Genomic DNA, 21,638 nt, shown 5'->3' with positions numbered 1-21,638 from the left:
AGAGCCAACTCTGCGGTTTTTTTATTGCCAGACCCTTCACCTTCGACCCTCATGCTGCTCAAAATCTACTTTTTTGGATTTTATTTTTGGCCCCACAGAAGTTCTGGGTGAAGGTCGTCGCGTCTGTCTTCGTCTCCCGGAACTGCTCACAAGGGTTCCGGTTTTTTTTGCTCGTTTTGGCTCAATTTTTCCAACCAACTCTTCCCAATTAAGGACTCAATCAAATGCTGGATGCCAAGTTAGTTTCTAAGTCTGACGCTGCTCAACACACGATCGTTCGTCTCTCAGATCAGGTGGCGATCGGGGGACAAAAAATCGTCATCTTTGGCGGCCCCTGTACCGTTGAAAGCATGGCGCAGATGGAAGCCGTCGCCTCATCGCTGCAAACCGCCCCGGTGCAAGCCATTCGAGGTGGCGTTTACAAACCGCGCACGTCGCCCTACGCCTTTCAGGGAATGGGTTTAGAAGGACTGGAAATTCTCGCCTCGGTGCGCCAGCGTTATGGAATGCCCGTCGTGACGGAGGTGATGGCTATCTCGCAGATTGAGGAAATTTCTGCTTACGCCGACATGCTGCAAATCGGCAGCCGCAATATGCAAAACTTCGATCTGTTGAAAGCGATCGGTCAGGCAAATAAGCCCGTATTGTTAAAGCGGGGACTGTCAGCGACGATCGAAGAATTTGTCATGGCCGCTGAATATGTGGTCAGCCACGGCAATCCCAATGTCGTTTTGTGTGAGCGAGGCATCCGAAGCTTCGACCCCTACACGCGCAATGTTTTGGATCTGGGTGCGGTCGTCGCGTTGAAACAAATTACGCATCTCCCGGTGATTGTCGATCCGAGCCATGCCGCCGGAAAACGCGAACTGATTGCCGATTTGTCGAGAGGCGCGATCGCTTGTGGTGCCGATGGTCTGATTATCGAGTGTCACCCCGAACCCGAAAAATCTGTCTCTGATGCGCGTCAGGCGCTCTCCCTGCCCGACATGGTGCAATTAGTTCACAGCATCAAGCCCGTTGCCGAAGCCGTTGGGCGACAAGTGTATGACTTTCAGCGTCAGTTGGCTGTGGTCTAGGGCAGTTAAAGATAAAGGCACAGATTCCTAATTTGACGTTGGCTCAAAGTCCCCCAAAGTTGGGGGGTTGGGGGCAGAAGCGCTAAACAACGCAGCGAAAAGACTTCATCGACCCGACGTTAATTTGCAGAAATTGGGGGTCTGGTGCGCCGTCTAGAGAAAGCGATCGCAACTCATCCAGTCCCTCTACGATCGTCGGAGGTGCCCCCTGCAAGCGGCGATCCATTCGTAAGATTATGGCTTCTGGCACCTGGCGACTTCTGGCTTGATTGCGCGCTAGACAGACAGAAAGCGGCGTATTAATCCATAGCCCCACGATGTGAGAAAAGCCCATTTTTCGAGCGAGATGAATCGCCTGTCGTCGCTGTTTTCTCACGGCATTCGTCGCGTCGTAAACTGCCAGAGAAGCTTGTCCCACTTCAATCTGACGCACCGCTTCCTGAAACTGCCGCCGCACTTCTAGCCAAATTTTTAGCCACGACCCCTGAGTTGATTCATCGCCAAATAGCTGCGATCGAATCCCATCCGTCGAGATCAAAATTGAATCGGGATGAGTAGTCAGCAGCGATCGTGCAAACGTTGACTTACCACTTCCCGGTAACCCAATCAAAATCACAAGAGACGAACCCCCAGAGCCGTTCATCCCTCATCCCTAAATAATCGTCCCATCCGGAATCGTCGCGTTTTTCAACACCACCACAATCCCGCTACGAATATAGAATCCCAGATTTTCGCGTTCGGCTTCTTCGACTCGATCTTTGTTGACAATCTGAACGTTGCAGCCGATTCGAGCATTTTTATCAATGATGGCCCGCCGGACGATCGTATCCGAGCCGATTCCCAAAGGCACTTCTGGGCTATCACAATCCAATCCAGATGGGCGTTCTGCTCCTCCTTGATAGAGGTCAGCTCCCATAACCAGAGTATCTTCGACGACGCTACCCGACTCGATGCGCGATCGCACGCCCAAGACAGAATGATGCACCCGACAATCTTTGAGAATGCAGCCCTCACCGATCAGCGACTCAGTAATCTTGCAGTCTAGATACTTACTCGGTGGCAAAAAGCGGTGACGAGTATAGATAGGAGCCTTTTCGTCGTAGAAGCTGAAGGGCGGATCGGGCTGATGAGTCAGGGCTAGATTGGCTTCGTAGAAGGCTTCGATCGTTCCAATATCCGCCCAATAATCGTTAAAGAGAAACGCCTGAATGTTGTGAGTCTGCGCCGAATGAGGAATGATTTCTTTGCCAAAGTCGGTGCGATCGGGCGCTTGTCGCAGCAGTTTCATCAAGGCTTCTTTCTTGAAGACATAAATCCCCATCGACGCAATGTAGGGATTCTGTTTCGCCTCGTCGGGGTTGAGTCCCAAAATACTCGTATCGACCTGCATCGATTTCAACGCATCACCTTTAGGCTTTTCGCTAAAGTCAATGACGCGCCCATCTTTGTCGATCTTCATCAGACCAAAATCAGAAGCGCGGCGATCGTCCATCGGTACAACAGACAACGTAATGTCAGCATCGGTTTCGCGGTGACGCTGTACAAACTGACGGTAATCCATCCGATACAAATGGTCGCCAGAGAGAATCAAAAATTCATCAACATCCCATTCTTGAAACAACCAGAGGTATTGACGCACCGCATCGGCTGTTCCTTGAAACCAGTTAGGATTTTCGGGAGTTTGTTGAGCGGCAAGCACTTCGACAAAGCCATCACTAAAGCCAGAAAAATTGTAGGCTCTGGTTAAGTGGCGATTAAGGGAAGCCGAATTAAACTGAGTCAGAACATAAATCTTAAAGATTTCTGAGTTGATGCAATTACTGACAGGAATATCAATCAGGCGATATTTTCCCGCTAGAGGCACCGCAGGTTTTGCCCGTTGCTTAGTTAATGGATAAAGGCGGGTTCCGGCTCCTCCGCCAAGAATAATAGATAAGACTCTTTTCACAAAAAAACCTCTTTGCTGCCACTTCGACTCCCAACTTTAGTGTGTGCTTGTATGGTTCCGTTGACAAGGGGTTAGCGCAAGAGAATCGTAAATTGGGGATCGGGGAAGAAGGTGATGAGGGAGAACTTTGTTCCGCTTCGCGAGAAAGGATGAGTCATTCAGAATCTCGTATTCGCCCACAGGTTCACACATCCATTGTCATCTACATCACATTCATAGTTTTCACACATTACTTCTCCTCTCTCCTCCCTCCTCTCTCCTCCCTCCTCCCTCCCTTTCCCTGCTACCTTAATTTGAGAACTTAACAAAGGACGATCGACTCGTGACTCAATCCCCTGAAATCCTCGCTCGCACGCCTCTATTTGATTTAGCAATAGACCTCAATGCTAGAATGACTGGTTTTTCGGGGTGGGAGATGCCTGTGCAGTTTGGAGGAATTGGGCAAGAACATCAGGCGGTGCGATCGACCGCAGGCATGTTTGATATTTCGCATATGGGCAAATTTGCGCTGACTGGGAAGGACGTGCTGAGTCAGATTCAACGATTGGTGCCGTCTGATCTGAGTCGCCTACAGCCGGGTCAAGCTCAATATACGGTGTTGCTCAATCCTCAAGGCGGGATTGTTGACGATCTGATTTTCTATTACCAGGGGTTGGATGCCGATAACAATCAGCGTTGGATGATCATTGTCAATGCGGCGACGACACTCAAAGACAAAACCTGGATGTTAGAGAATATTGATATGGAAGCGATCGCATTCACCGATCAGTCTTCCAAAGTTCTGATTGCCCTCCAGGGGCCAGAAGCGGTTCGGCATTTTCAAGCGTTTGTGGATGCGGACTTGTCGCCAATTAAACCGTTTGGTCATTTAGAAGCGTCTGTTTTGGGTGAGCCTGCCTTTATCGCTCGCACGGGCTACACCGGAGAAGATGGGTTTGAGGTGATGCTCGATCCGACAGTGGGAAGAGAACTGTGGCGATCGCTCCTCTCTTCTGGGGTGACTCCTTGTGGTCTGGGTGCCCGCGACACGCTAAGACTCGAAGCGGCAATGGCACTCTATGGACAAGACATCAATGACACGACAACTCCTTTAGAAGCGGGATTGGGCTGGGTCGTGCATCTTGATACCAAGGGTGACTTTATTGGTCGATCGGTTTTAGAACAACAAAAACGAGACGGCGTTGCTAAAAAACTTGTCGCTCTACAAATGCAGGGTCGCAACATTGCCCGACACGACTATCCGATATTGCACCAAGGTCAGCCTGTCGGAATTGTAACCAGTGGTACGCTATCACCAACATTAGGACAAGCGATCGCTTTAGGATATGTGCCACTTGATCTCGCCCAACCCGGTCAACTAGTCGAAGTTGAGATTCGCGGAAAAAGCTACTCAGCCACCGTTGTAAAACGCCCCTTCTATCGAGTCAAAAAGTAATTCTGCTGATGTGTTTCAGTTTTCAGAACAGGTTCGAGGATTAGCGTGGGAATGATGAAGAAATAGTATTTGCAATTTTGTCAGTGGAGCAACTGAGGTGGAATTGATAGTAAACGGTATTCTCTATTACCTTGCTCACCTTCAAGATGTTGATTACTTGGCTGCGATTGTTAACTCAACTTCTTCATCAAAACTCTGCAATATCATTGTTGAACTCTTGCAGTCAAAGAATGCTGAAACCGTTGATCTAACTTGTCTTTTTGTTCGAGACTTAATACTGATTGGATCTCGGCATCCTGACTCCAAAAAATTTGTACAAGAATATCCAGAGTCTCCGATCGTCAAAATTCTTGAACAACTACTTCTTTCTGACAATCACTTTACTCGGAAGCAGGCGGTTTATACCCTGGGTAAGACTTGTAACTATAGCAGTTTACACAACACGATGGGCAGTTATTGATGCGCTACATATCGTTGGTGATGATGCTCAATCACAAAGTGAACTATTCCAGAGTAAATTCAGGTGTATTGAGCAATTGCGACAAGATTCAAATCTTTTTGTTCAAAGAGAGGCAGAATATGACTATCAGCTTTTAAAGTTTAGTAGCGAGAGCGGTGATTTATTGAAGGCAGAGCGTAAAAAGAAACGGAAAAATCTGGAGCGGCAATACAAACCAGCAGTTTGCTACACTCGCGTATCAAGTTCGTTTGTACATTACTTGAGTACGAGAGGGTTAACACAATACTCTGTGAGTGAGCTTGAAGGATTCATTGCGAACACTACTCGTAACATACCAATATGAAGCGGTACAGGTTGCGATTCAGTCACTCGATTGTATCGGGCGTTTGTACACTTGCAATTTCATTGAGCAGCAATCCTAAGTTTATAGACATGATTGAGCGATCAAGAAAGCGTCGTTGCTCAGAAGGCAGCATTTCCAACGATGAGATACGCGGACGCTTGGGTCTAAACAAGCAATCACTCAACTGTTAGCTAGTCGGCTGATTCGGTGGTTGAGCTTCGGGTTTAAAGGTTAGCTCGATTTTGTAGATTACATATTTTCCATCTACGGGCTTTAAGTCTTTGATCTGCTGATTAATCGCTCTCTCAGCAAGCAGGTCTAAATACCGATAGCCCGATCGACCCAACACAGCCGGAGCGCCAACCATCTTACCTTGTGGATCAATGAGAACATAAACCAGTGCAGGACTGTACCTTTCGGTGAGTGGGGCAGGCGATCGATACAGTATTTCACTCTTAATGACTTGTTCTGTTAAATCTTCAGCCGCAATGTCCTTGTTAGTAATATTTTCCTCAAACCATTTGGCGTAGTTTTGCGTCGCTTGCTGTCCCCGTTCGCTGTCAGTTGCGCCCATCGGATTAAAGACAAAATTCTCACGGGCGTAGAGTTCTTGAAGCTGACGATTTTCGGCTAACAAGCGACTGCTAGGAGAAACTGGGGACTGTGACGGAGTGGCACTTGCCGAATTATTGCCTGGAGTTGAAGGATTTGGATTGTTTGCTGCTTGATCGTTGGGGTCAGGTACAACTGGAGCAGCAGGCAGCCGAGGAATATTACGATCGGTTGCTCCAGAAGGTATTTGGTCAGGTGGAAGCGGTTGAGAGGGTGGCTTGTCAGGCGAAGTGGGATCGTCGGGAGTTTGAACCTTGGTTCGATCGGGAGAGATTAAAGGTGTTGTGTTGGGTTTGAAAATGTAGCGAGAAATGTCAAACGGAGGCTGAGGCTGCACACGCGGAGTTGGCACACTCAAGTCAGGAATCTTATATAACTGCGATGCATCTGGTAAAGGCGACTGCGGAAACGGCTGACCCAACGGCACATTAAATTTGGCACTCGAATCAGGCAGCGGCGGCAAGCCAAACTGAGATGTGAGCGGCGATTGGGGTAGACGGCTTTGTTCTTGTGGAGTCAAATTGACCAGGCGCACCGATCGCAAGTCTGGCTGTTCGGGGGGTGAGGTAAATGCGGGCAGCGTGGCAAAGAAAAACAGATGCGCCCCCAGCGAACCAAATAGTGCCAGAGATGCAGGCTGTTGCAACAGGTCAGGCAGATTTCTAACAAACGAGGAGAAAGCAGAAGAGGGGGCGATCGGCTGATTCATAACAAGTCCATGACAAGTAATCGGGGCAGAGAGAAACAATCCCGCTCAGATCTTAGCTTCAGACTGGGAGATTGGGGAGGAAAGGGAGGGAGGAGGGAGGAGGGAGGAGGGAGGAGACTTTGGACAGAATAGGCTTTTAACCTCTGGTCTAACGTCTCTGGTCTAACGTCTCTGGTCTAATACCAAATTGATCTTTGAGTGCTACAGATCTGGGAGAGCAACCTAAATTCGCCACTTGTGGAGAACTTCAAACCAAAGAAGTCTGGATTCTCAAAGTCCCCCAGACTGGGGGATTTAGGGGGCGACGGATCTGTAGCATTAACAAATTGATTTGGTCTAACGTCTCTGGTCTTGCACCTTTGCTAAGCCTCAAAAAGTTAGAAGAGTGTCCTAAGCTAAATAAATCTTCATCTCTCTACTGATTTTTCATGCCTTTACCTACCGTGATTTTGCCGGGTTATCTTGCCAGCGCGATCGACTACCGACTCATGGAGCAGACCCTCAACGATTTGGGCTATCCGACGGTGACCGTACCTTTGCTCAAACGCACCTGGTTTCCGACGCTGGGCGGTCGATCGGTTTTGCCAATATTAGAATGGCTCGATCGCACCGTTCAAACTGTGATGCAAAAGTATGATGCGCCCAAGGTGAACTTGATTGGACATTCGGCAGGCGGTTGGATATCGCGCATTTACCTCGGAGAACAGCCCTACGATGTGCATGGAGTCTTGCCTGACAAAACCTATGTGTGGAAAGCGCATTCCTTTGTCGCTAACCTCGTCGCACTCGGAACGCCGCACATCAGTTTAGAACGGTGGGCCTTGAGAAACCTGAATTTCGTCAACGAGACTTATCCGGGTGCGTTCTATTCAGACGTGCGCTATGTCTGTGTGGCGGGTAAATCGATTTTGGGCGATCGTCGATTGGGTCAGTGGTTGGCTTACAGCAGCTATCAAATTACCTGCGGACAAGGAAACTGTTGGGGAGATGGCATCACACCGATCGTCGCGGCTCATCTCAAAGGTGCCGAAAATATTACGTTAGAAAACGTTCGACATTCCCCGCGATCGGGGGGTCTCTGGTATGGCACTCCCAGCGTAATCGAGCAGTGGGCAACTTATCTGACGTGAATGCGCTTTACAACGAAGCGAAAACCCCCAATCAAATTTACGGTTCTTTAGATTAGACAAGTCGAGAAGTGCTTCGGTTATCTTCCTGCCTTTTGGGAGAGGGGCGCGATCGCAAAGTCCCATATCTTAATTAAAGAAACAAATCTTAAAGTTCTGCGGGTTTCAAAATCACGCTTAGACAAATGACCCAGCAAATCATTCGGGTCTGTCTCACAAAATTTCCTGCACGTTTATGAAAAATCCTGCTTTTGTCCTTCGTCGCCTTTCGACCATTTTGGCAGTCGTAATTCTAACGCTGACGTTGATTGCGGCCAGTTCTGGGATTCTTTTAGCTTTTTATTACCAGCCTTCTGCTGGAGGCGCTTACGATTCGCTAAAACTACTCGATACGGAAGTGGCGTTTGGGTGGCTGGTTCACTCGATGCACAATCTCGCCGGAAACCTGGTGATCGGGGTTGGGCTGATTCAGATCGTGGTGATGTTTTTGGGCGAACGGTTTCGCAAAAGTTGGCTGACGGCCTGGGTGAGCGGCATTTTGTTTACGCTGTCAGCGATCGGTCTAGCCTGGACTGCGATGATTCTCACCTGGGATCAGCTTGGCTATTGGCGGTTCAAAATTGAGTTGGGCACGATCGAAGCCATTCCGCTGATTGGGCCGACCCTGAGAGACATTATTACAGGCGGAGCGGTGGGCAGTCTTTCGGTCGAACATTTGTACACGATTCACAGCTATATTGTGTCGATCGCCGCCGTGACGCTGGCACTTATTCATCTCGTCAGTCTCGTTTTTCAGGAAAAAGAAATCTTTGAGGAATCTCTGATTGACCTGGCAAAACAAGTAGAAGCGATCGAACAGGCAGAAAGCAAAGAGGCAGAAGTTTCTGTTTAACGATTTGATTTAGCACCTGCGGTCAAGACGCGACGGGTGAAAAACCAGGCCGCAATGCCAAGTAGCCCCAGATAAAGAGAGGATTCTGGAATTTCTTTAGTAGGCTCTACATCCTCTTTGATTTTGGTTTGAAAGGTGATTGCAGGCGCATCCACTTCAACCTGAGAATCTTCAGTCTGCAACCTTGCGACGGGCGCAGACATTGGTATTAGTCGAGGCGTTGTTGGAGAAGAGATCGTAGGAGCCGCCGATCGAGCGATCGCAAAATCCGTCAGATCAATCTTGGCAATGCTGGTGTTGGCTCTAGCGGAGGTGGTGTTGTCGCCAAAAAACAAGGAGTTGGAAGTCGAGTAGAACGAGCCTTCGAGCGAATAGTTACGCAAAACGCCGCTGAGAATGGGAGCCTGATAGTTGCGATTGGCAAACAGATTGTAGGAATTGTCTTTGACAGAAAGTTCGTAGCGAGTCAGGGCAGTTCCAGGATTAAAGGCGGTCGTTTCGCCACGAGTAAATCGCGGAGGCTTGGTTGCGCCGTCGTTTTGCGCCCAGATGGAACCAGTTTTTTTGAGGGTGTCTGTCCAAAATCCCAGTTCAACCCCTTTTTTGTCGGCACCGAGGGCAATGACGCTAAAGCCCGCCCGATCGTTAGAACTGCTGTGCGTCTCAGACAAGAGCCGAATGTTGAATCCTAATGTGTAGCCCCGGTTGCGATCGAGGGCAAAGTTAGTAGGAATTCTGGCGTACCCGGCTTGCAGCGCATCGTTAGCTGTGGTGTTGAGCGTGGTGGCCCCTGCACTGACGGTTTGAGAGACACCCAAAGGGATAGAAGACATCCAGCCTTGAGCGCTAAGTGAGGTATTTTTGGAGCCGTCGTAGAGGGTCAGTGTAGCAGCGCTACTAGAAGTGGCACCCGTAAATAGGGCAAGACTGACGGTAACAAAGATCCAAGCTTTTCTCATGGTGTATCAGTATCGTCGAGTGCCGTTTCAAACTATCACTGAATTAATCACAAAAAAATAAATCGAGATTGACTACACAGAATCTTGATGAAACGCCAAATCACAGCCATCTTTAATCAGCGATGAATGCCAAAAAGTTATATGACTAATTGCATATGGAATAAGAACTAAATACAAAAGTGATTGCACTTTAGAAAAGTTTTTAAAGAGAAAGAGGAGGAAGCGATCGTTAATCAAAACAACCACACCCTCCTCAACTAGGAATCAGTGAACCAGAACTACGAACGCTCGAAAGCTCTAAAGCTAAGCGCTACAGACAGGCTTATCGTTAGCATTCATCCGGACTTTGCCTTCAGAACCATTGATCATAAAGGGCACTTCTTGATCCCCGACAACGCGCACAAACGCAGGGCGATCGGCAGCACAAGCCCGAATTGCGGCGGCCCAAGCGGTGATATCTTTGGCACTCTTATCGGTGATCGGCGTATTACTGGTAATCGAGGTATCTTTCACCACCTTAAGCTGCATCGGCAACGTAAAGAATGCAGGCGTTACAGGCGGAGTGGGAAACGAAATTTCTTTAATACCCGTGAGGCTTTCTTTCTCTAGCACCATAGTTTTCGCTCCCGATTCGGCTGGTTTTGCGTCGGCAGAGGGGGTGACGGGCGTGGAGGTTGACGGAGCAGGAGTCGAAGGAGTCATCTCAGTCGAGGGCGCAGTCGAAGGTGACGATGGAGTCATTTCAGTCGAGGGCGCGGTTGAAGGCGACGAAGGAGTCATCTCGGTCGAAGGCGATGAGGGAGTCATTTCGGTCGAGGGCGCGGTTGAAGGCGACGAAGGAGCCATCTCGGTCGAGGGCGACGAAGGGGTCATCTCGGTCGAAGGTGCGGTTGAAGGCGACGAAGGAGTCGTCTCGGTCGAAGGCGATGAAGGAGTCATCTCAGTCGAAGGCGCAGTCGAAGGTGACGAAGGAGTCATCTCAGTCGAGGGCGATGAGGGAGTCATTTCGGTCGAAGGCATCGTCTCGGAGGGCTTTGTAGAAGGGGACGAGGGGGTCATCTCCTTAGACGGTGATGCGGGCATCATTTCAGTCGAAGGCGCTGTAGAAGGTGACGAAGGGGTCATCTCCATTGAGGGCATTCTAGAGGGTGCGGTAGGCATCATCTCAGGCGCAGGAGTTGTAGAGGGTTGGGACTCCGTGCCAGGGGTCGCAGAAGGCATTATTTGCTGCGTGTTATTGGATGGCGTTTCGTCTGGTGCAGCAGAGGGCATCGCTTCGGTAGACGGCTTCTCAGAGGGAGTTGTCGGCTTTGACTGATTGTATTGCTGATCATATTGAGCCGACGCTGGAAGTGTTTGTCCGACAAGCATAGTAAGAATACTTGCAGCAGCAATTTTCTTTAACATGTTCGATTCATCTCCGTAATAATCTGAGTATCTGTGTCACGATCGAGCGATTCTACGCCCTGTTTTATCCCGATTCACCGCGCTGATATCGGTAGAGTTCGCACCTTGATTGCGTGACTATAATCTCCGTGCAGGTTATCTAACAACGGTTACGTCACCAATCTTCCTAAAGGTAGATTTCACTGTTACAAAAAAATCAACTTCACTCATAATCAGTCGGGTAGGATGGGTTAACGTCTGATGGAGTCTTTGATCGAGTAGATTTGAGTCAATCCGCTGTGATGAGAATTTACGAGCGATCGTCCGTTTGAGTTTTGAATTTCTAATTCTGCGTTCCCAATGATTTATTCTGGGTAATCGCTAAATCGTATGTAGTTTCTGACGATCGCTATGATGCAAAGTTCTTATCAGCGTCTTGCTCCGTTTATCCAAGACTATATCTACAGCAATGGTTGGACTGATCTCAGGCAATCCCAAATCGAAGCCTGTCGCGTTTTGTTTGAAACAGATGCTCATTTACTCATTGCTGCGGGAACGGCATCCGGAAAGACTGAAGCAGCATTCTTGCCGATATTGACGCTGCTATACGAAAATCCTTCTCAAACGGTTGGGGCGCTATACATCAGCCCAATCAAAGCGTTGATCAATGATCAGTTCGATCGGTTGAATGACCTCTTGAAATATGCGGATATCCCAGTCTGGGCCTGGCATGGGGACGTAACTCAAAGTCGCAAAAAAAAGCTGTTAACTCGGCCCAAAGGCATACTTCAAATTACACCCGAATCGTTGGAAAGTTTGTTGATTAATAAAAACGCAGATCTCGATCGCTTGTTTGGCGATTTGCGGTTTGTGGTGATTGATGAAATCCATGCGTTTATGGGTAGCGATCGGGGCGATCAGATTCTTTGTCAGTTGTCGAGATTAGCCAAACGAACTCAAAATCAGCCGCGTCGAATTGGATTATCTGCCACCCTGGGCGATTATGGTTTGGCGGAGGAATGGCTGCGATTAGGGACAACTCAATCGGTAATCACACCCGACATTCAAGGCGGCGCGCGAAATATTCAACTCTCGATCGAACACTTCTACGATCCGGGTTTAGTCGTTCGCGCCAAAGGTGAAACTAAGGATTCTGCATTTAACCCTTATCATTTGCATTTATTTAATCAAAGTCAGGGGCGCAAATGTCTGATTTTTGCCAATGGACGGACGGCGACCGAAGAAGCGATCGCAGCCCTGCGCGAGATTGCTCAGGCGAAGGGATTTCCTGACATTTACCACGTCCATCACGGCAGCATTTCGGCTCCTTTGAGAGAAGCGGCTGAGGCGGCGATGCGAAAACCAGATACGCCGGCCGTGACTGCGGCAACGGTGACCTTTGAAATGGGGATTGATCTGGGGCAGCTCGATCGCGTCATTCAGTTAGAATCTCCGTCGTCGGTGGCCAGCTTTTTGCAGCGATTGGGGCGATCGGGCAGACGGGGCGGGGCGGCAGAAATGCGGTTTATCTGTGCAGAAGACAAACCCACGGGCGAAGAGTCTCTACCCGAACAAATTCCCTGGCAACTATTGCAGGCGATCGCGATTATTCAGCTTTATTTAGAAGAGAAATGGATCGAGCCGCTTCAGTCAGCCAAGTATCCCTATAGTCTGCTTTATCACCAAACGATGAGTGTGTTAGTGTCGCTCGGTGAATTGTCTCCGGGAGCGTTGGCGCAGCAAGTTTTAACCCTGGCACCCTTTCGATCAATCTCTCAAGATGAATATCGCCAACTGTTGCGGCACTGGATCGAAATCGACCACATTCAAAAAACCATAGAAGGCGGATTAATCATTGGATTGGCGGGAGAAAAGATCGCTCGCAATTTTAAGTTTTACGCAATTTTTCCTGATGTAGAAGAGTACATCGTTAAGCAAGAAACTAAAACGATCGGCAGCATTGTGGTGCCTCCGAGTGAAGGCGATCGCTTCTCATTAGCAGGTCGCATCTGGGAAGTTTTGGAGGTGAATTCTAGAAAGAAGATTATCTCTGTTCAACTCACCAAACAGACCGGAACGTCGAGTTCGTGGCGTGGCAGTGCGGGTGATATTCATACTCGTGTGCTGCAACGAATGCGAAAAGTTTTGCAAGAAGACACGCAATATTCCTACCTGCAAGCGGGTGCAAAAGATCGATTGCAAGCAGCACGCCAGTTAGCTAGAAACGGACTTATTCAAAATCCAATTGTGCTATTGAATGAAGAAATCTGCTGTATTTTTCCGTGGGCAGGCACGATCGCCTTTAGAACGTTAGAACGGTTCCTCAGATTTCATTGCAAACCTGCATTGGGCATCAAAAGTATTAAGGCTCGATCGCCCTACTTTCTCATCGTTAGATTGGGCAAGTGTAAGGTCGAAAGTCTGGAATATGAAGTGAAATCTCTCGCAGAAAGACACCTGAGTTCAGACGATTTACTCGATCCAGAAGAAGCCCCAAAGCTGCAAAAGTACGATGAATTCATTCCCACCAATCTGCTGCAAAAAAGCTTTGTTTCTGACTACTTAAGGATAAGTGAGTTAGCCCAAATTATTCAGCAGTGGTAGCTTAATCGAGGTTCCACTTTTTACGCTCCTCCTATGGATGGATGACAGCTAGAAGATTTGCCTTCGTTTTTACAATATGAAGGGCGATCGACTGGTATGCTGGCTTACATCACTGTGAGTCGAGAGCAAAATTTTGATGAATACCTCACCGCTAGTCATCGATTTGGGCATGTCTGATATCGAGTATTTAGACTGTCTTGCACGGGGCATCGATCCGGTCAAAGCCTTTCGAGACAAGCTTTATGAGCAGGAGCTAAGAGAATACGGGTTTGCCGAGGCAGAAGCGCAAGCCATCGCACCGCTTTTAGAAAAGAGTGACTGCTCGATTTCAGAAAAAATCTTGGTCAACCGTGCTCTCAAACAAATTTGGAAACGCTTGAGCCGTAGTGTCTAGAAGTTTAACGGAATGAAGGGAACACACTATTGTGACTCAAGTTCGATCAGATTTTTTGCCGTATGATTTTGGCATTTCTGCTTGCCGAGTTTCTATAGAGGAGAACTTTGAGCTAGAAATTTAGCTTCAGGTTCTTTAGAAGGGCAGTTTAGTTGGCTCTCCTGAACTCGTAAATTGTGAAGAGATGCTATCGATTTCAACAGGGAACCAGGATTTTAATAAGTTGCTCAATAGCATGTTTGACAGATAAGTAGCCACGATCGCACAACTTGAACGATCGCTACTCCTTCTTTGCCACTTCAATCAGTTTCGTCAGCAGCCATATAAACAGGCAGACCAGGACGAGAGAAGCAGCCATTCCTCCCTGCTCGATGAGCTTGACAACCGTAGGACTTGCTAATTCGATTCCGGAAGTAGGCACCTGGATGGTGTTAGTAACTACGGAAGCTGAATTGCGAGGGAGAGCGTTAAAATTTGACATGAGGAAGCTGCCTCCTTTGGAGGTTGCGAATCAGATGATAAAAGGCGGTTACATGCGGTTCCAATGCTCGTAGCCGTCTTCATCAATACTATTTCTGCTATGAATACTGCACATCTTCTAAAGGTAAGAAGTTACCCCGTGTAGGGGATGACCCCCCATCTGTATCTATCTTTGTACCGAAATTTGGGGTTGACATGGGCCACTTCCATAACTGGCGCAGCTTAGAGAGTCTTATAAACTCTGAATACGATCTATTTCTTGAGATTGCTCTTCAAACCTTGCAAAACTACCCATAATTGATTGAGTTGCGCTAGTAGGCAGGGTTTCATGGGAGGAAACTCTATTAACCATGCCTATCACAGGGCATATGTCATTTGGCATCCCTGAGTAAACATAAAGAACAGTACGATACAACGTTTGATTTTGATTACGGATTTACTATGTTCACCAAACGCATTAGGTACTGTCCCTGTCTGAGCAAGCACGCCAAAACGGAACGAAGCGATCGCTCACTTTAATCGATCGCTCCATCCCGTCTGTTATCCATCCCAAAAAGTCAGTAAACTTAGAACGCGCTGTGCAACCTGGAATTCACATCTTTCCTTTTCAAGGCAGCTAAGGGGATCTCAACGTGAACCAGCCGAGTGGAGTGATTCCGTAGGCATCCTTGAAAAGAGACGCTTAAATGAAGTTTCACATTGCGTAACTAAAGCTAATTTGAACTGCCAACCGCTTGGGATTGTTGCTGAGGTTGCCCATCAGACTGAGATTGTTGCCCACTGATTTGGGGTTGATTTTGCCCAGTCAGGCTAACAGTCACCACTCGATTCTTTTCTTCCTCAGCTTTGGGTAGCGTCAAGCTCAAAACGCCATGTTTGAAGTCGGCTTGAACCCGGTCGTTTTGAATGCGAGCAGGCAGAGGAATCACGCGCTGGAAACTGCCATAACGAAACTCCGATCGCCGCACTCCTTTATCTTCTTGCTTGACTTCAGACTTGCGCTCTCCCCGAATTGCCACTGCTTCTGCGGTCACTTTCACATCTAAATCATTTGGCTCAATGCCGGGAAGCTCCATCTTGAGTTGAATCTGGTCAGGCGTTTCGTGGATTTCTGCCGCTGGGACAAAGTTAGAGCTAGTGATATCAGTCTGAGCATCGCCACCGTTGTAAGACATCATTTGGTCAAACAAGCGATTCATCTGCCGTTGCATGATGTCAATGTCGCGAAATGGATCAAACCTAACGATCGCCATATTTTTTCTCCATTCCTAAACAATCTCTTGATCTCGAAAACCTATTTATTTAACGTGAATTCGACGAAATACTTCACTCCGACTGCAAATTCAGGAACGCCCCCTAAATCCCCCACAAGGGAGGGACTTTGAACTGGAATTCTTGTCTTAAAGTCCCCCAATTTTGGGGGGTTGGGGGGCAGAAGTGCAAGATAACGAAGCGAAAAGTTCTATCGAACTGACGTTTATTGAAGGCTCTCTATTAATCAATTAACCTCAATTTTTAAGGCGGCTCACCTCTCCAAAGAGTTAGATTTGATACGGTTTTAGAAGAGGTAGAGAACCCTACTCTTAAAGTCGTGAAATCCGCTCACAGCAAAGTTTTTCAGCCTTTGCATAACCGCCATAATAGAGAAAGAGCAAAGCTGGAGAACAAATTTGTTGAGTACAATTGCGAGTCCCATTTCTGCTGCTGACACCCATCCCAAAGCGCGTTTGTGGATGCCCGATCGCGTCATTTTTACCCCCGCTGCCCTCGACGAACCCTGGGGACAGCAGATCCTTTCACGAGTCAAAGCCTTGGATCTGCCTGTTGAAGAGTTGCCTAAGAATCGGCTGACTGGCTTGCGAGGAGAGACCGATCGCGAGACCTACAGCATTTCTAAGCGCACGATGGCCGTCGTCACTGCGCCGCCGAGTAGTTTGAAGTTGAGTCCGATTCCCCCGTCTGCGGATTGGCAGTTTCACTTAGCTGAAGGCTGTCCTGCTCATTGTCAGTATTGTTATCTGGCGGGCAGTCTCAAAGGTGCGCCTGTGGTTCGAGCCTTTGCCAATTTGCCTCAGACCTTGCAGAATTTGGGCAACTATGAGCGCCCTGGGCAGGCTACCTCGTTTGAAGTGAGTTGTTATACCGACCCATTGAGCATTGAGCATTTGACGGGCAGCTTGTCGGAGTGTATTCGCTACTTTGGCACCCGTGAGGATGGTTATTTGCGCTGGGTTTCTAAGTTTGATGGGGTTGATGAGTTGTTGGATCTGCCACACAATGGTCATACGCGCTGTCGATTTAGTGTGAATGCGGCTCCGATTAGCGATCGTCTCGAAGGGGGGACTGCATCCGTTACCCAGAGACTTCAAGCTTTGAGAAAGTTGGCCTTGCCTCGTGAGCGGGGGGGTGGCGGTTATCCGGTTGGTTTGGTGATTGCGCCGATCATGCCGATCGAGGACTGGGAAGAGGAGTACGATCGCTTGTTTGACTCGATCAGTCGTGCTTTAGATTTTGACTGTGACCTGACGTTTGAGCTAATTTCTCATCGCTTTACCCCTGGCTCTAAAGAGGTTTTGCAAAGCTGGTATCCCAACAGCAAGCTAGAGATGGATGAGTCAAAGCGAGTCATGAAGCGCAATAAGTTTGGCGGGGTCAAGTATGTGTATGACTCTGACACGATGAAGACGATGCGCCGCTTTTTTGAAGGGCAGATTGGCGATCGCTTTCCTCAAGCGCAGATTCTCTATTGGACGTAGGTTTTGAGGGGGGTCACTTCGGTGGTGAAGTCTTCTGCCCCCCAATCTCCCAACTCTAGGGAACTTTATGAGAAGCGTTTTGGTTCAAAGCTTTCCTAGAGCGGAACATTTCGATTCCAGAGCAGAACATTTCGATTCCAGAACAGAACGATCGACTTCTAGAGCGGAGCGTTTCGATTCCAGAACAGAACGATCGACTTCTAGAGCGGAGCGTTTCGATTCCAGAACAGAACGATCGACTTCTAGAGCGGAACGTTTCGATTCCAGAACAGAACGTTTCTATTTCGGAGCGGAATGTTTCTATTTCAGAGCGGAACGATTAACTTTCCAAACCCCAACGTTTCTATTTCAGAGCGGAACGATCGACTTCTAGAGCGGAACGTTTCGATTCCGGAGCAGAACGATCGCTACTTAAACCCCAACGTTTCTATTCCAGAACAGAACATTTCGATTCCAGAACAGAACGATCGACTTCCAGAGCGGAACGTTTCGATTCCGGAGCAGAACGATCAACTTCTAGAGCGGAACATTTCTATTCCAGAACGGAACGATCGACTTCCAGAACGGAATGTTTCATATCCCAGAACGGAACGATCAACTTCCAGAACGGAACGATCGACTTCCAGAGCGAAATGTTTCTATCCCAGAACGGAACGATCGACTTCCAGAACGGAATGTTTCATATCCCAGAACGGAACGATCGACTTCCAGAGCAAGAAAATTTTGCGTTTGAAGCGGAGTGACCGATCAATTCATCGAATTGACGTTAATCACAGCTTGACGATCGCATCTCTGACCATTTTTGCCGTCGCGGGAGCCAGAAGAACGCCGTTGCGGTAGTGGCCCGTTGCTAACAAAACCTGATTGTAGCCTGGGAGCAATTCAACAATTGGAGCCGGACGACCTTGAGGGCGAGGACGCAACCCATACCAGGAGCGAATTGGCTTCGCATCCGCAAGACGGGGACAGAAGGCGATCGCTTGATTGATCACGGCTTCCCATTGAGCGCGATCGGGCCGCAGTGGAGCCGCATCCTCCTCAAATTCGACCGTGGCACCTACCCAATAATCGCCACCACCCAACGGCACCAAATGCACATCATTTCCCGTAATTACAGGTTCTAAAGTTTGTAACGGCTTCTCTAATCGCAGATGAATCGCCTGCCCCAACACAGGACGAATGTCTACAAGTTGATTCATTGTTGCTGTCAGAGGAGTCGATCCTAGTGCCGCAGAAATCACGATCCAATCAGTAGCGATCGTGCCGTGTGAAGTGTGCAGTTCGTGGTCGATCGCCCCGGTCACCTTAGTATTAAACTGAAAAGCTGCCCCATTCTGTTGAGCGGCTTTGATCAGCGCATGAGTCAGCGCGACGGGATTGACCTGCCGATCGTCAGGAGAATAAATCGCCGCTTTCACCCCATCCAAGCGCAACTGAGGAAAGTCAGCCCTCAGACGATCGACTTCCAAAATCTCCAGCGTCAAGCCCTGCGATCGTCGAATCTCAACCAGCCGCTCCCAGCGCGTCAAATCTTCTTCAAACTCCAGCATCAAGATTCCCTGTCGATTATAGGGAACCACACTTCCTGTCAAAGCTTCGAGTTCTGGAATCAGCGTTTCATAAGCTTGAAGACTCGATAGGCGCATCTGCAAATTTCGACCTTTTTCCTTTTTGCTGATTGCCCCCATCAACACCCCCAAAGCCGCCCCCGTCGAAGTCGGACAAACGCTCAAATCAGCTTCAACAGGTGCAGGCAATTGATCAAACACCATCACTGTCAACTCTGAAATTTTGCTGAGTTCATACGCGATCGCCGCTCCAACAACCCCAGACCCCACGATCGCCACTTTCTGTCCCATAAAAACCAACCATCAAAACAATCATCAGCACCCCTCAACGCTAACAAACCACCCGTTCGATAAGGTTCTTTCGCTTCGGTATCCAAGTCTTCTACCTCCCAAGCTGCCAATTTGGGAAACTTTGAGACAAGCGTCTCGGTTCAATATCCCTCACTTATGGGAAATTTAGGAAACAACCCAATTTCTCAACCAAAGGAAAGAACTTCACCAAGCTCACTCCTCACTCCTCACTCCTCACTCTTCCCTCCTCCCCCCTCCCTCTCCTCCCAAGGTGCGACCGTGTACCATGAGTAAAATTACCTTCACCCTTTTCTATGAGACAGTCGTGGTGGCCACAACGCGCCCTGATGCCAGAGCCAGAAGAGTCAATTTTGTTTCGGATTTTGACTCAGACACTCGTCAGCATTGGCATCATCGCAACCGACATTGCCGCAGAAACCCATCTCAGCGTTTGGGCCATTCCGCTCAGCTTGATTGGGGCAACCTGGAGTTGGATGCGGCGGCACGATCGCAACATTCCTACTAAGTTTGCGCTGGCGATCGCGATGCTCGTAGCTTTGGCGACTTTCTTCGTCAATCTGATCGGCAATCGAGAACTCAACGACACAAGGCTGGTCTTAGTAGAACTGTTGATTCAACTTCAGGTATTACACAGTTTTGATTTGCCGCGTCGCAAAGATTTGGGCTATTCAATGATCATTGGTTTAATTTTGATCGGGGTGGCGAGTACCCTGAGTCAAACCATGATCTTTGGCGTGTTGTTGCTGGCGTTCTTAGCAATCGCGCTTCCAGTATTGGTATTAGATTATCGATCGCGCTTAGGATTGAGTCGATCGACCAGTACAAAACTGACTTTACGCAAGGTTAATTTCTCCTCATTACCGTTCACGTTTGCAATCACGCTGGCGTTGGGCTTGATGATCTTTGCAGTGATGCCTCGATTTTCTGGCTACCAGTTGCGAAGTTTTCCGATGAGTCCGCAGATTCAATTACAGGGCGAATTTAATAACCGTCAAATTACCAATCCTGGCTATGTGAGAAACGGCAATCGGGGACAGGGCGCAGCCGGACAGGGCGCAGGAGCTGCTCGCAACGGTGAATCTGGGCAGATGGATAAAACCTTCTACTACGGATTTGGCGATCGCATCAATCAAAATCTGCGCGGTCAACTCGAACCCAAAGTCGTTATGAGAGTTCGATCGCAAGCCGAGGGCTTTTGGCGAGTGCAGGCCTTCGATCGCTACACCGGACAAGGCTGGGAACTGGCGCGCAACAATCAAACCAAAACGCTGAGTCGATCAGAATGGTCTTATCAATTTTTCTTACCCAGACCTGTCACCCTCAACAAAACCAAAGAGGTGATTCAAACTTATACGATCGTTTCTGAGTTGCCCAATCTGATTCCTGCGCTGACGCAGCCCAAAGAGCTTTACTTTCCCACAACAGAGGTGGCGATCGATCCTGAAGACGGACTGCGAGCGCCCCTACCCCTGGCCGAAGGCATCACTTACACCGTGCTTTCAGAAGTGCCTTACCGTGATCGTACCTGGTTGCAGAGAGCGCCCGTTGGCATTCCTAGAAACGGTCAATCTTATCTACAAATTCCCCCTCAGATCGCGGCCAAAGTGCGTCAAGAAACTCAGACGATTCTTTCAAAGTCAGAGAAAGCGATCGCGTCTCCCTACGAAAAAGCGCTCTATCTGGCGCAATATCTCAAACAGCGCTACAGAATCCAGCCAAATTTGCCGCTGTTGCCCAAAGACGAAGACTTGACCGAAGCCTTTTTGTTCAAGTACAAAGGGGGCTATCCGGATCATTTCTCGACGGCGCTGACGATGATGTTGCGATCGATTGGAATTTCTGCGCGGCTCGTCGTTGGCTTTGCTCCTGGAGAATTCAACCCATTTACAGGGCTGTACGTGGTGCGAAACACGGATGCCTATGCGATGACAGAAGTGTATTTTCCCAAGTTTGGCTGGTTTGCCTTTGATCCGATTCCCGGACATGAATTGATTCCACCTTCCATTGAAGAAGATCAGACCTTCTCCGTACTTCAGCGCTTTTGGCAGTGGGTTGCGGGTTGGTTGCCGTCTCCGGTTGCGGCGGTGTTAAATCGGGTGATGAGCGCGATCGTGCAGTGGCTTGGTGGCGTTTTAGGTTGGATCATTGGACTCTTCTCCAGAGGATGGATGGGGTTGTTCATCGGTCTGATTTTGGCGACTTGTCTGAGTTTTATCGGCTGGCTCACTTGGCAAGGCTGGCAAAAAATTCGCTACCGTCGCTGGCTCAACAAACTGTCGCCAATGGAAAGTCTCTATCAACAAATGCTGAGATGGTTAGCGACGCAAGGATTTCGCAAACACCCGTCCCAAACGCCGCTGGAATATGCAAAACAGGCGCAAGACGGCAAACAAAGTCACGCGCAAACCATTCAAGACATTTCTCAGGCTTATGTCAGTTGGCGCTACGGTGGTCAACCCGCTAACTTGAGGGAACTTCAACAAAAGCTGCGATCGATGCGAAAAAAGAGGAACTAGAGCAGATAAGTAGGTGGGTAAAATTAATTGTAAGATAGAGAGCCTACTAAATTCTCCGATT

General features: G+C 48.7%; 18 protein-coding genes. 11 read left to right on the top strand and 7 right to left on the bottom strand.

Annotation, left to right across the window (positions count from 1 at the left end; all coding sequences use genetic code 11):
- Positions 1–224: 224 nt before the first annotated feature.
- Positions 225–1,076: a 3-deoxy-7-phosphoheptulonate synthase gene (gene aroF / locus ACKFKH_RS09050; RefSeq protein ID WP_446857943.1), complete on the top strand. Its 852-nt coding sequence runs from the start codon at positions 225–227 to the stop codon at positions 1,074–1,076.
- Positions 1,077–1,158: 82 nt separating this feature from the next.
- On the opposite strand, the gene ACKFKH_RS09045 is transcribed toward aroF, so the two are convergent.
- Together ACKFKH_RS09045 and ACKFKH_RS09040 are read right to left on the bottom strand one after the other, a co-directional pair.
- Positions 1,159–1,719, bottom strand: a complete 561-nt coding sequence (locus ACKFKH_RS09045) for an AAA family ATPase (protein ID WP_446857942.1) — start codon at positions 1,717–1,719, stop codon at positions 1,159–1,161.
- A 9-nt stretch (positions 1,720–1,728) separates the two neighbouring features.
- Positions 1,729–3,024 (bottom strand): glucose-1-phosphate adenylyltransferase, encoded by a 1,296-nt coding sequence (locus tag ACKFKH_RS09040; RefSeq protein WP_446857941.1) that lies wholly within the window; start codon positions 3,022–3,024, stop codon positions 1,729–1,731.
- A 322-nt stretch (positions 3,025–3,346) separates the two neighbouring features.
- Here ACKFKH_RS09040 and gcvT point away from each other — a divergent pair, with 322 nt between their 5' ends.
- On the top strand, positions 3,347–4,459 hold the full coding sequence (gcvT, locus tag ACKFKH_RS09035) for a glycine cleavage system aminomethyltransferase GcvT (protein ID WP_446857940.1): 1,113 nt from the start codon (positions 3,347–3,349) through the stop codon (positions 4,457–4,459).
- A 97-nt stretch (positions 4,460–4,556) separates the two neighbouring features.
- Positions 4,557–4,919, top strand: a complete 363-nt coding sequence (locus tag ACKFKH_RS09030) for a hypothetical protein (protein WP_446857939.1) — start codon at positions 4,557–4,559, stop codon at positions 4,917–4,919.
- Between the two features lie 530 nt (positions 4,920–5,449).
- Here ACKFKH_RS09030 and ACKFKH_RS09025 read toward each other — a convergent pair.
- Positions 5,450–6,583, bottom strand: a complete 1,134-nt coding sequence (locus ACKFKH_RS09025; protein ID WP_446857938.1) for a hypothetical protein — start codon at positions 6,581–6,583, stop codon at positions 5,450–5,452.
- Positions 6,584–7,011: 428 nt separating this feature from the next.
- Between ACKFKH_RS09025 and ACKFKH_RS09020 the strand changes: the two genes are divergently transcribed.
- Positions 7,012–7,713, top strand: coding sequence for an esterase/lipase family protein (locus ACKFKH_RS09020; RefSeq protein WP_446857937.1), 702 nt, complete (start codon positions 7,012–7,014; stop codon positions 7,711–7,713).
- 232 nt (positions 7,714–7,945) lie between these two features.
- Positions 7,946–8,602 carry a cytochrome b N-terminal domain-containing protein gene (locus ACKFKH_RS09015; protein WP_446857936.1) on the top strand — a complete coding sequence of 219 codons (657 nt, stop codon included), beginning with the start codon at positions 7,946–7,948 and terminating at the stop codon, positions 8,600–8,602.
- Here the strand turns inward: ACKFKH_RS09015 and ACKFKH_RS09010 are convergent.
- Positions 8,599–9,561, bottom strand: a complete 963-nt coding sequence (locus tag ACKFKH_RS09010) for a choice-of-anchor Y domain-containing protein (RefSeq protein WP_446857935.1) — start codon at positions 9,559–9,561, stop codon at positions 8,599–8,601. The genes ACKFKH_RS09015 and ACKFKH_RS09010 overlap by 4 nt on opposite strands.
- A 303-nt stretch (positions 9,562–9,864) precedes the next feature.
- Positions 9,865–10,263, bottom strand: coding sequence for a hypothetical protein (locus ACKFKH_RS09005; RefSeq protein ID WP_446857934.1), 399 nt, complete (start codon positions 10,261–10,263; stop codon positions 9,865–9,867).
- Here ACKFKH_RS09005 and ACKFKH_RS09000 point away from each other — a divergent pair.
- The 3 genes from ACKFKH_RS09000 to ACKFKH_RS08990 all read left to right on the top strand — a co-directional run bounded on the left by ACKFKH_RS09000 (position 10,229) and on the right by ACKFKH_RS08990 (position 13,945).
- Entirely contained in the window at positions 10,229–10,879 is a 651-nt protein-coding gene (locus tag ACKFKH_RS09000; RefSeq protein WP_446857933.1) for a hypothetical protein, read from the top strand. The genes ACKFKH_RS09005 and ACKFKH_RS09000 overlap by 35 nt on opposite strands.
- Positions 10,880–11,358: 479 nt before the next feature.
- On the top strand, positions 11,359–13,551 hold the full coding sequence (locus ACKFKH_RS08995; RefSeq protein WP_446857932.1) for a DEAD/DEAH box helicase: 2,193 nt from the start codon (positions 11,359–11,361) through the stop codon (positions 13,549–13,551).
- Between the two features lie 136 nt (positions 13,552–13,687).
- On the top strand, positions 13,688–13,945 hold the full coding sequence (locus tag ACKFKH_RS08990; RefSeq protein ID WP_446857931.1) for a hypothetical protein: 258 nt from the start codon (positions 13,688–13,690) through the stop codon (positions 13,943–13,945).
- Positions 13,946–15,138: 1,193 nt separating this feature from the next.
- Here ACKFKH_RS08990 and ACKFKH_RS08985 read toward each other — a convergent pair.
- On the bottom strand, positions 15,139–15,678 hold the full coding sequence (locus ACKFKH_RS08985) for an Hsp20/alpha crystallin family protein (protein ID WP_446857930.1): 540 nt from the start codon (positions 15,676–15,678) through the stop codon (positions 15,139–15,141).
- 417 nt (positions 15,679–16,095) lie between these two features.
- Between ACKFKH_RS08985 and ACKFKH_RS08980 the strand changes: the two genes are divergently transcribed.
- Positions 16,096–17,181, top strand: a complete 1,086-nt coding sequence (locus tag ACKFKH_RS08980) for a spore photoproduct lyase family protein (RefSeq protein WP_446857929.1) — start codon at positions 16,096–16,098, stop codon at positions 17,179–17,181.
- Between the two features lie 294 nt (positions 17,182–17,475).
- The gene (locus ACKFKH_RS08975) at positions 17,476–18,021 is read left to right on the top strand and encodes a hypothetical protein (RefSeq protein ID WP_446857928.1); all 546 of its coding nucleotides are present in this window, start codon (positions 17,476–17,478) and stop codon (positions 18,019–18,021) included.
- Here the strand turns inward: ACKFKH_RS08975 and ACKFKH_RS08970 are convergent.
- A complete protein-coding gene (locus ACKFKH_RS08970) occupies positions 17,952–19,040 on the bottom strand; it encodes an NAD(P)/FAD-dependent oxidoreductase (RefSeq protein ID WP_446857927.1) in 1,089 nt (362 codons plus the stop codon). The genes ACKFKH_RS08975 and ACKFKH_RS08970 overlap by 70 nt on opposite strands.
- Before the next feature lie 314 nt (positions 19,041–19,354).
- On the opposite strand from ACKFKH_RS08970, the gene ACKFKH_RS08965 reads away from it, so the two are divergent.
- On the top strand, positions 19,355–21,577 hold the full coding sequence (locus tag ACKFKH_RS08965; protein ID WP_446857926.1) for a transglutaminase TgpA family protein: 2,223 nt from the start codon (positions 19,355–19,357) through the stop codon (positions 21,575–21,577).
- Positions 21,578–21,638: the final 61 nt, after the last annotated feature.

The organism is Phormidesmis sp. 146-20, assembly GCF_052939475.1.
The sequence above is the reverse complement of the archived record's forward strand: the minus strand, read 5'-3'. Positions and strand labels throughout refer to the sequence as shown.

What these genes read in the sequence shown, in the direction of transcription:
- ACKFKH_RS09025 (WP_446857938.1), bottom strand. Translation starts at nt 6,583, where the DNA reads ATGAATCAGCCGATCGCCCCCTCTTCTGCTTTCTCCTCGTTTGTTAGA.
- ACKFKH_RS08990 (WP_446857931.1), top strand. Translation starts at nt 13,688, where the DNA reads ATGAATACCTCACCGCTAGTCATCGATTTGGGCATGTCTGATATCGAG.
- aroF (WP_446857943.1), top strand. Translation starts at nt 225, where the DNA reads ATGCTGGATGCCAAGTTAGTTTCTAAGTCTGACGCTGCTCAACACACG.
- ACKFKH_RS08965 (WP_446857926.1), top strand. Translation starts at nt 19,355, where the DNA reads ATGAGACAGTCGTGGTGGCCACAACGCGCCCTGATGCCAGAGCCAGAA.
- ACKFKH_RS09005 (WP_446857934.1), bottom strand. Translation starts at nt 10,263, where the DNA reads ATGACTCCTTCGACTCCTGCTCCGTCAACCTCCACGCCCGTCACCCCC.
- ACKFKH_RS08985 (WP_446857930.1), bottom strand. Translation starts at nt 15,678, where the DNA reads ATGGCGATCGTTAGGTTTGATCCATTTCGCGACATTGACATCATGCAA.
- ACKFKH_RS08970 (WP_446857927.1), bottom strand. Translation starts at nt 19,040, where the DNA reads ATGGGACAGAAAGTGGCGATCGTGGGGTCTGGGGTTGTTGGAGCGGCG.
- ACKFKH_RS08975 (WP_446857928.1), top strand. Translation starts at nt 17,476, where the DNA reads ATGTTTCTATTTCAGAGCGGAACGATTAACTTTCCAAACCCCAACGTT.
- ACKFKH_RS09020 (WP_446857937.1), top strand. Translation starts at nt 7,012, where the DNA reads ATGCCTTTACCTACCGTGATTTTGCCGGGTTATCTTGCCAGCGCGATC.
- ACKFKH_RS09010 (WP_446857935.1), bottom strand. Translation starts at nt 9,561, where the DNA reads ATGAGAAAAGCTTGGATCTTTGTTACCGTCAGTCTTGCCCTATTTACG.
- ACKFKH_RS09015 (WP_446857936.1), top strand. Translation starts at nt 7,946, where the DNA reads ATGAAAAATCCTGCTTTTGTCCTTCGTCGCCTTTCGACCATTTTGGCA.
- ACKFKH_RS08995 (WP_446857932.1), top strand. Translation starts at nt 11,359, where the DNA reads ATGATGCAAAGTTCTTATCAGCGTCTTGCTCCGTTTATCCAAGACTAT.
- ACKFKH_RS09045 (WP_446857942.1), bottom strand. Translation starts at nt 1,719, where the DNA reads ATGAACGGCTCTGGGGGTTCGTCTCTTGTGATTTTGATTGGGTTACCG.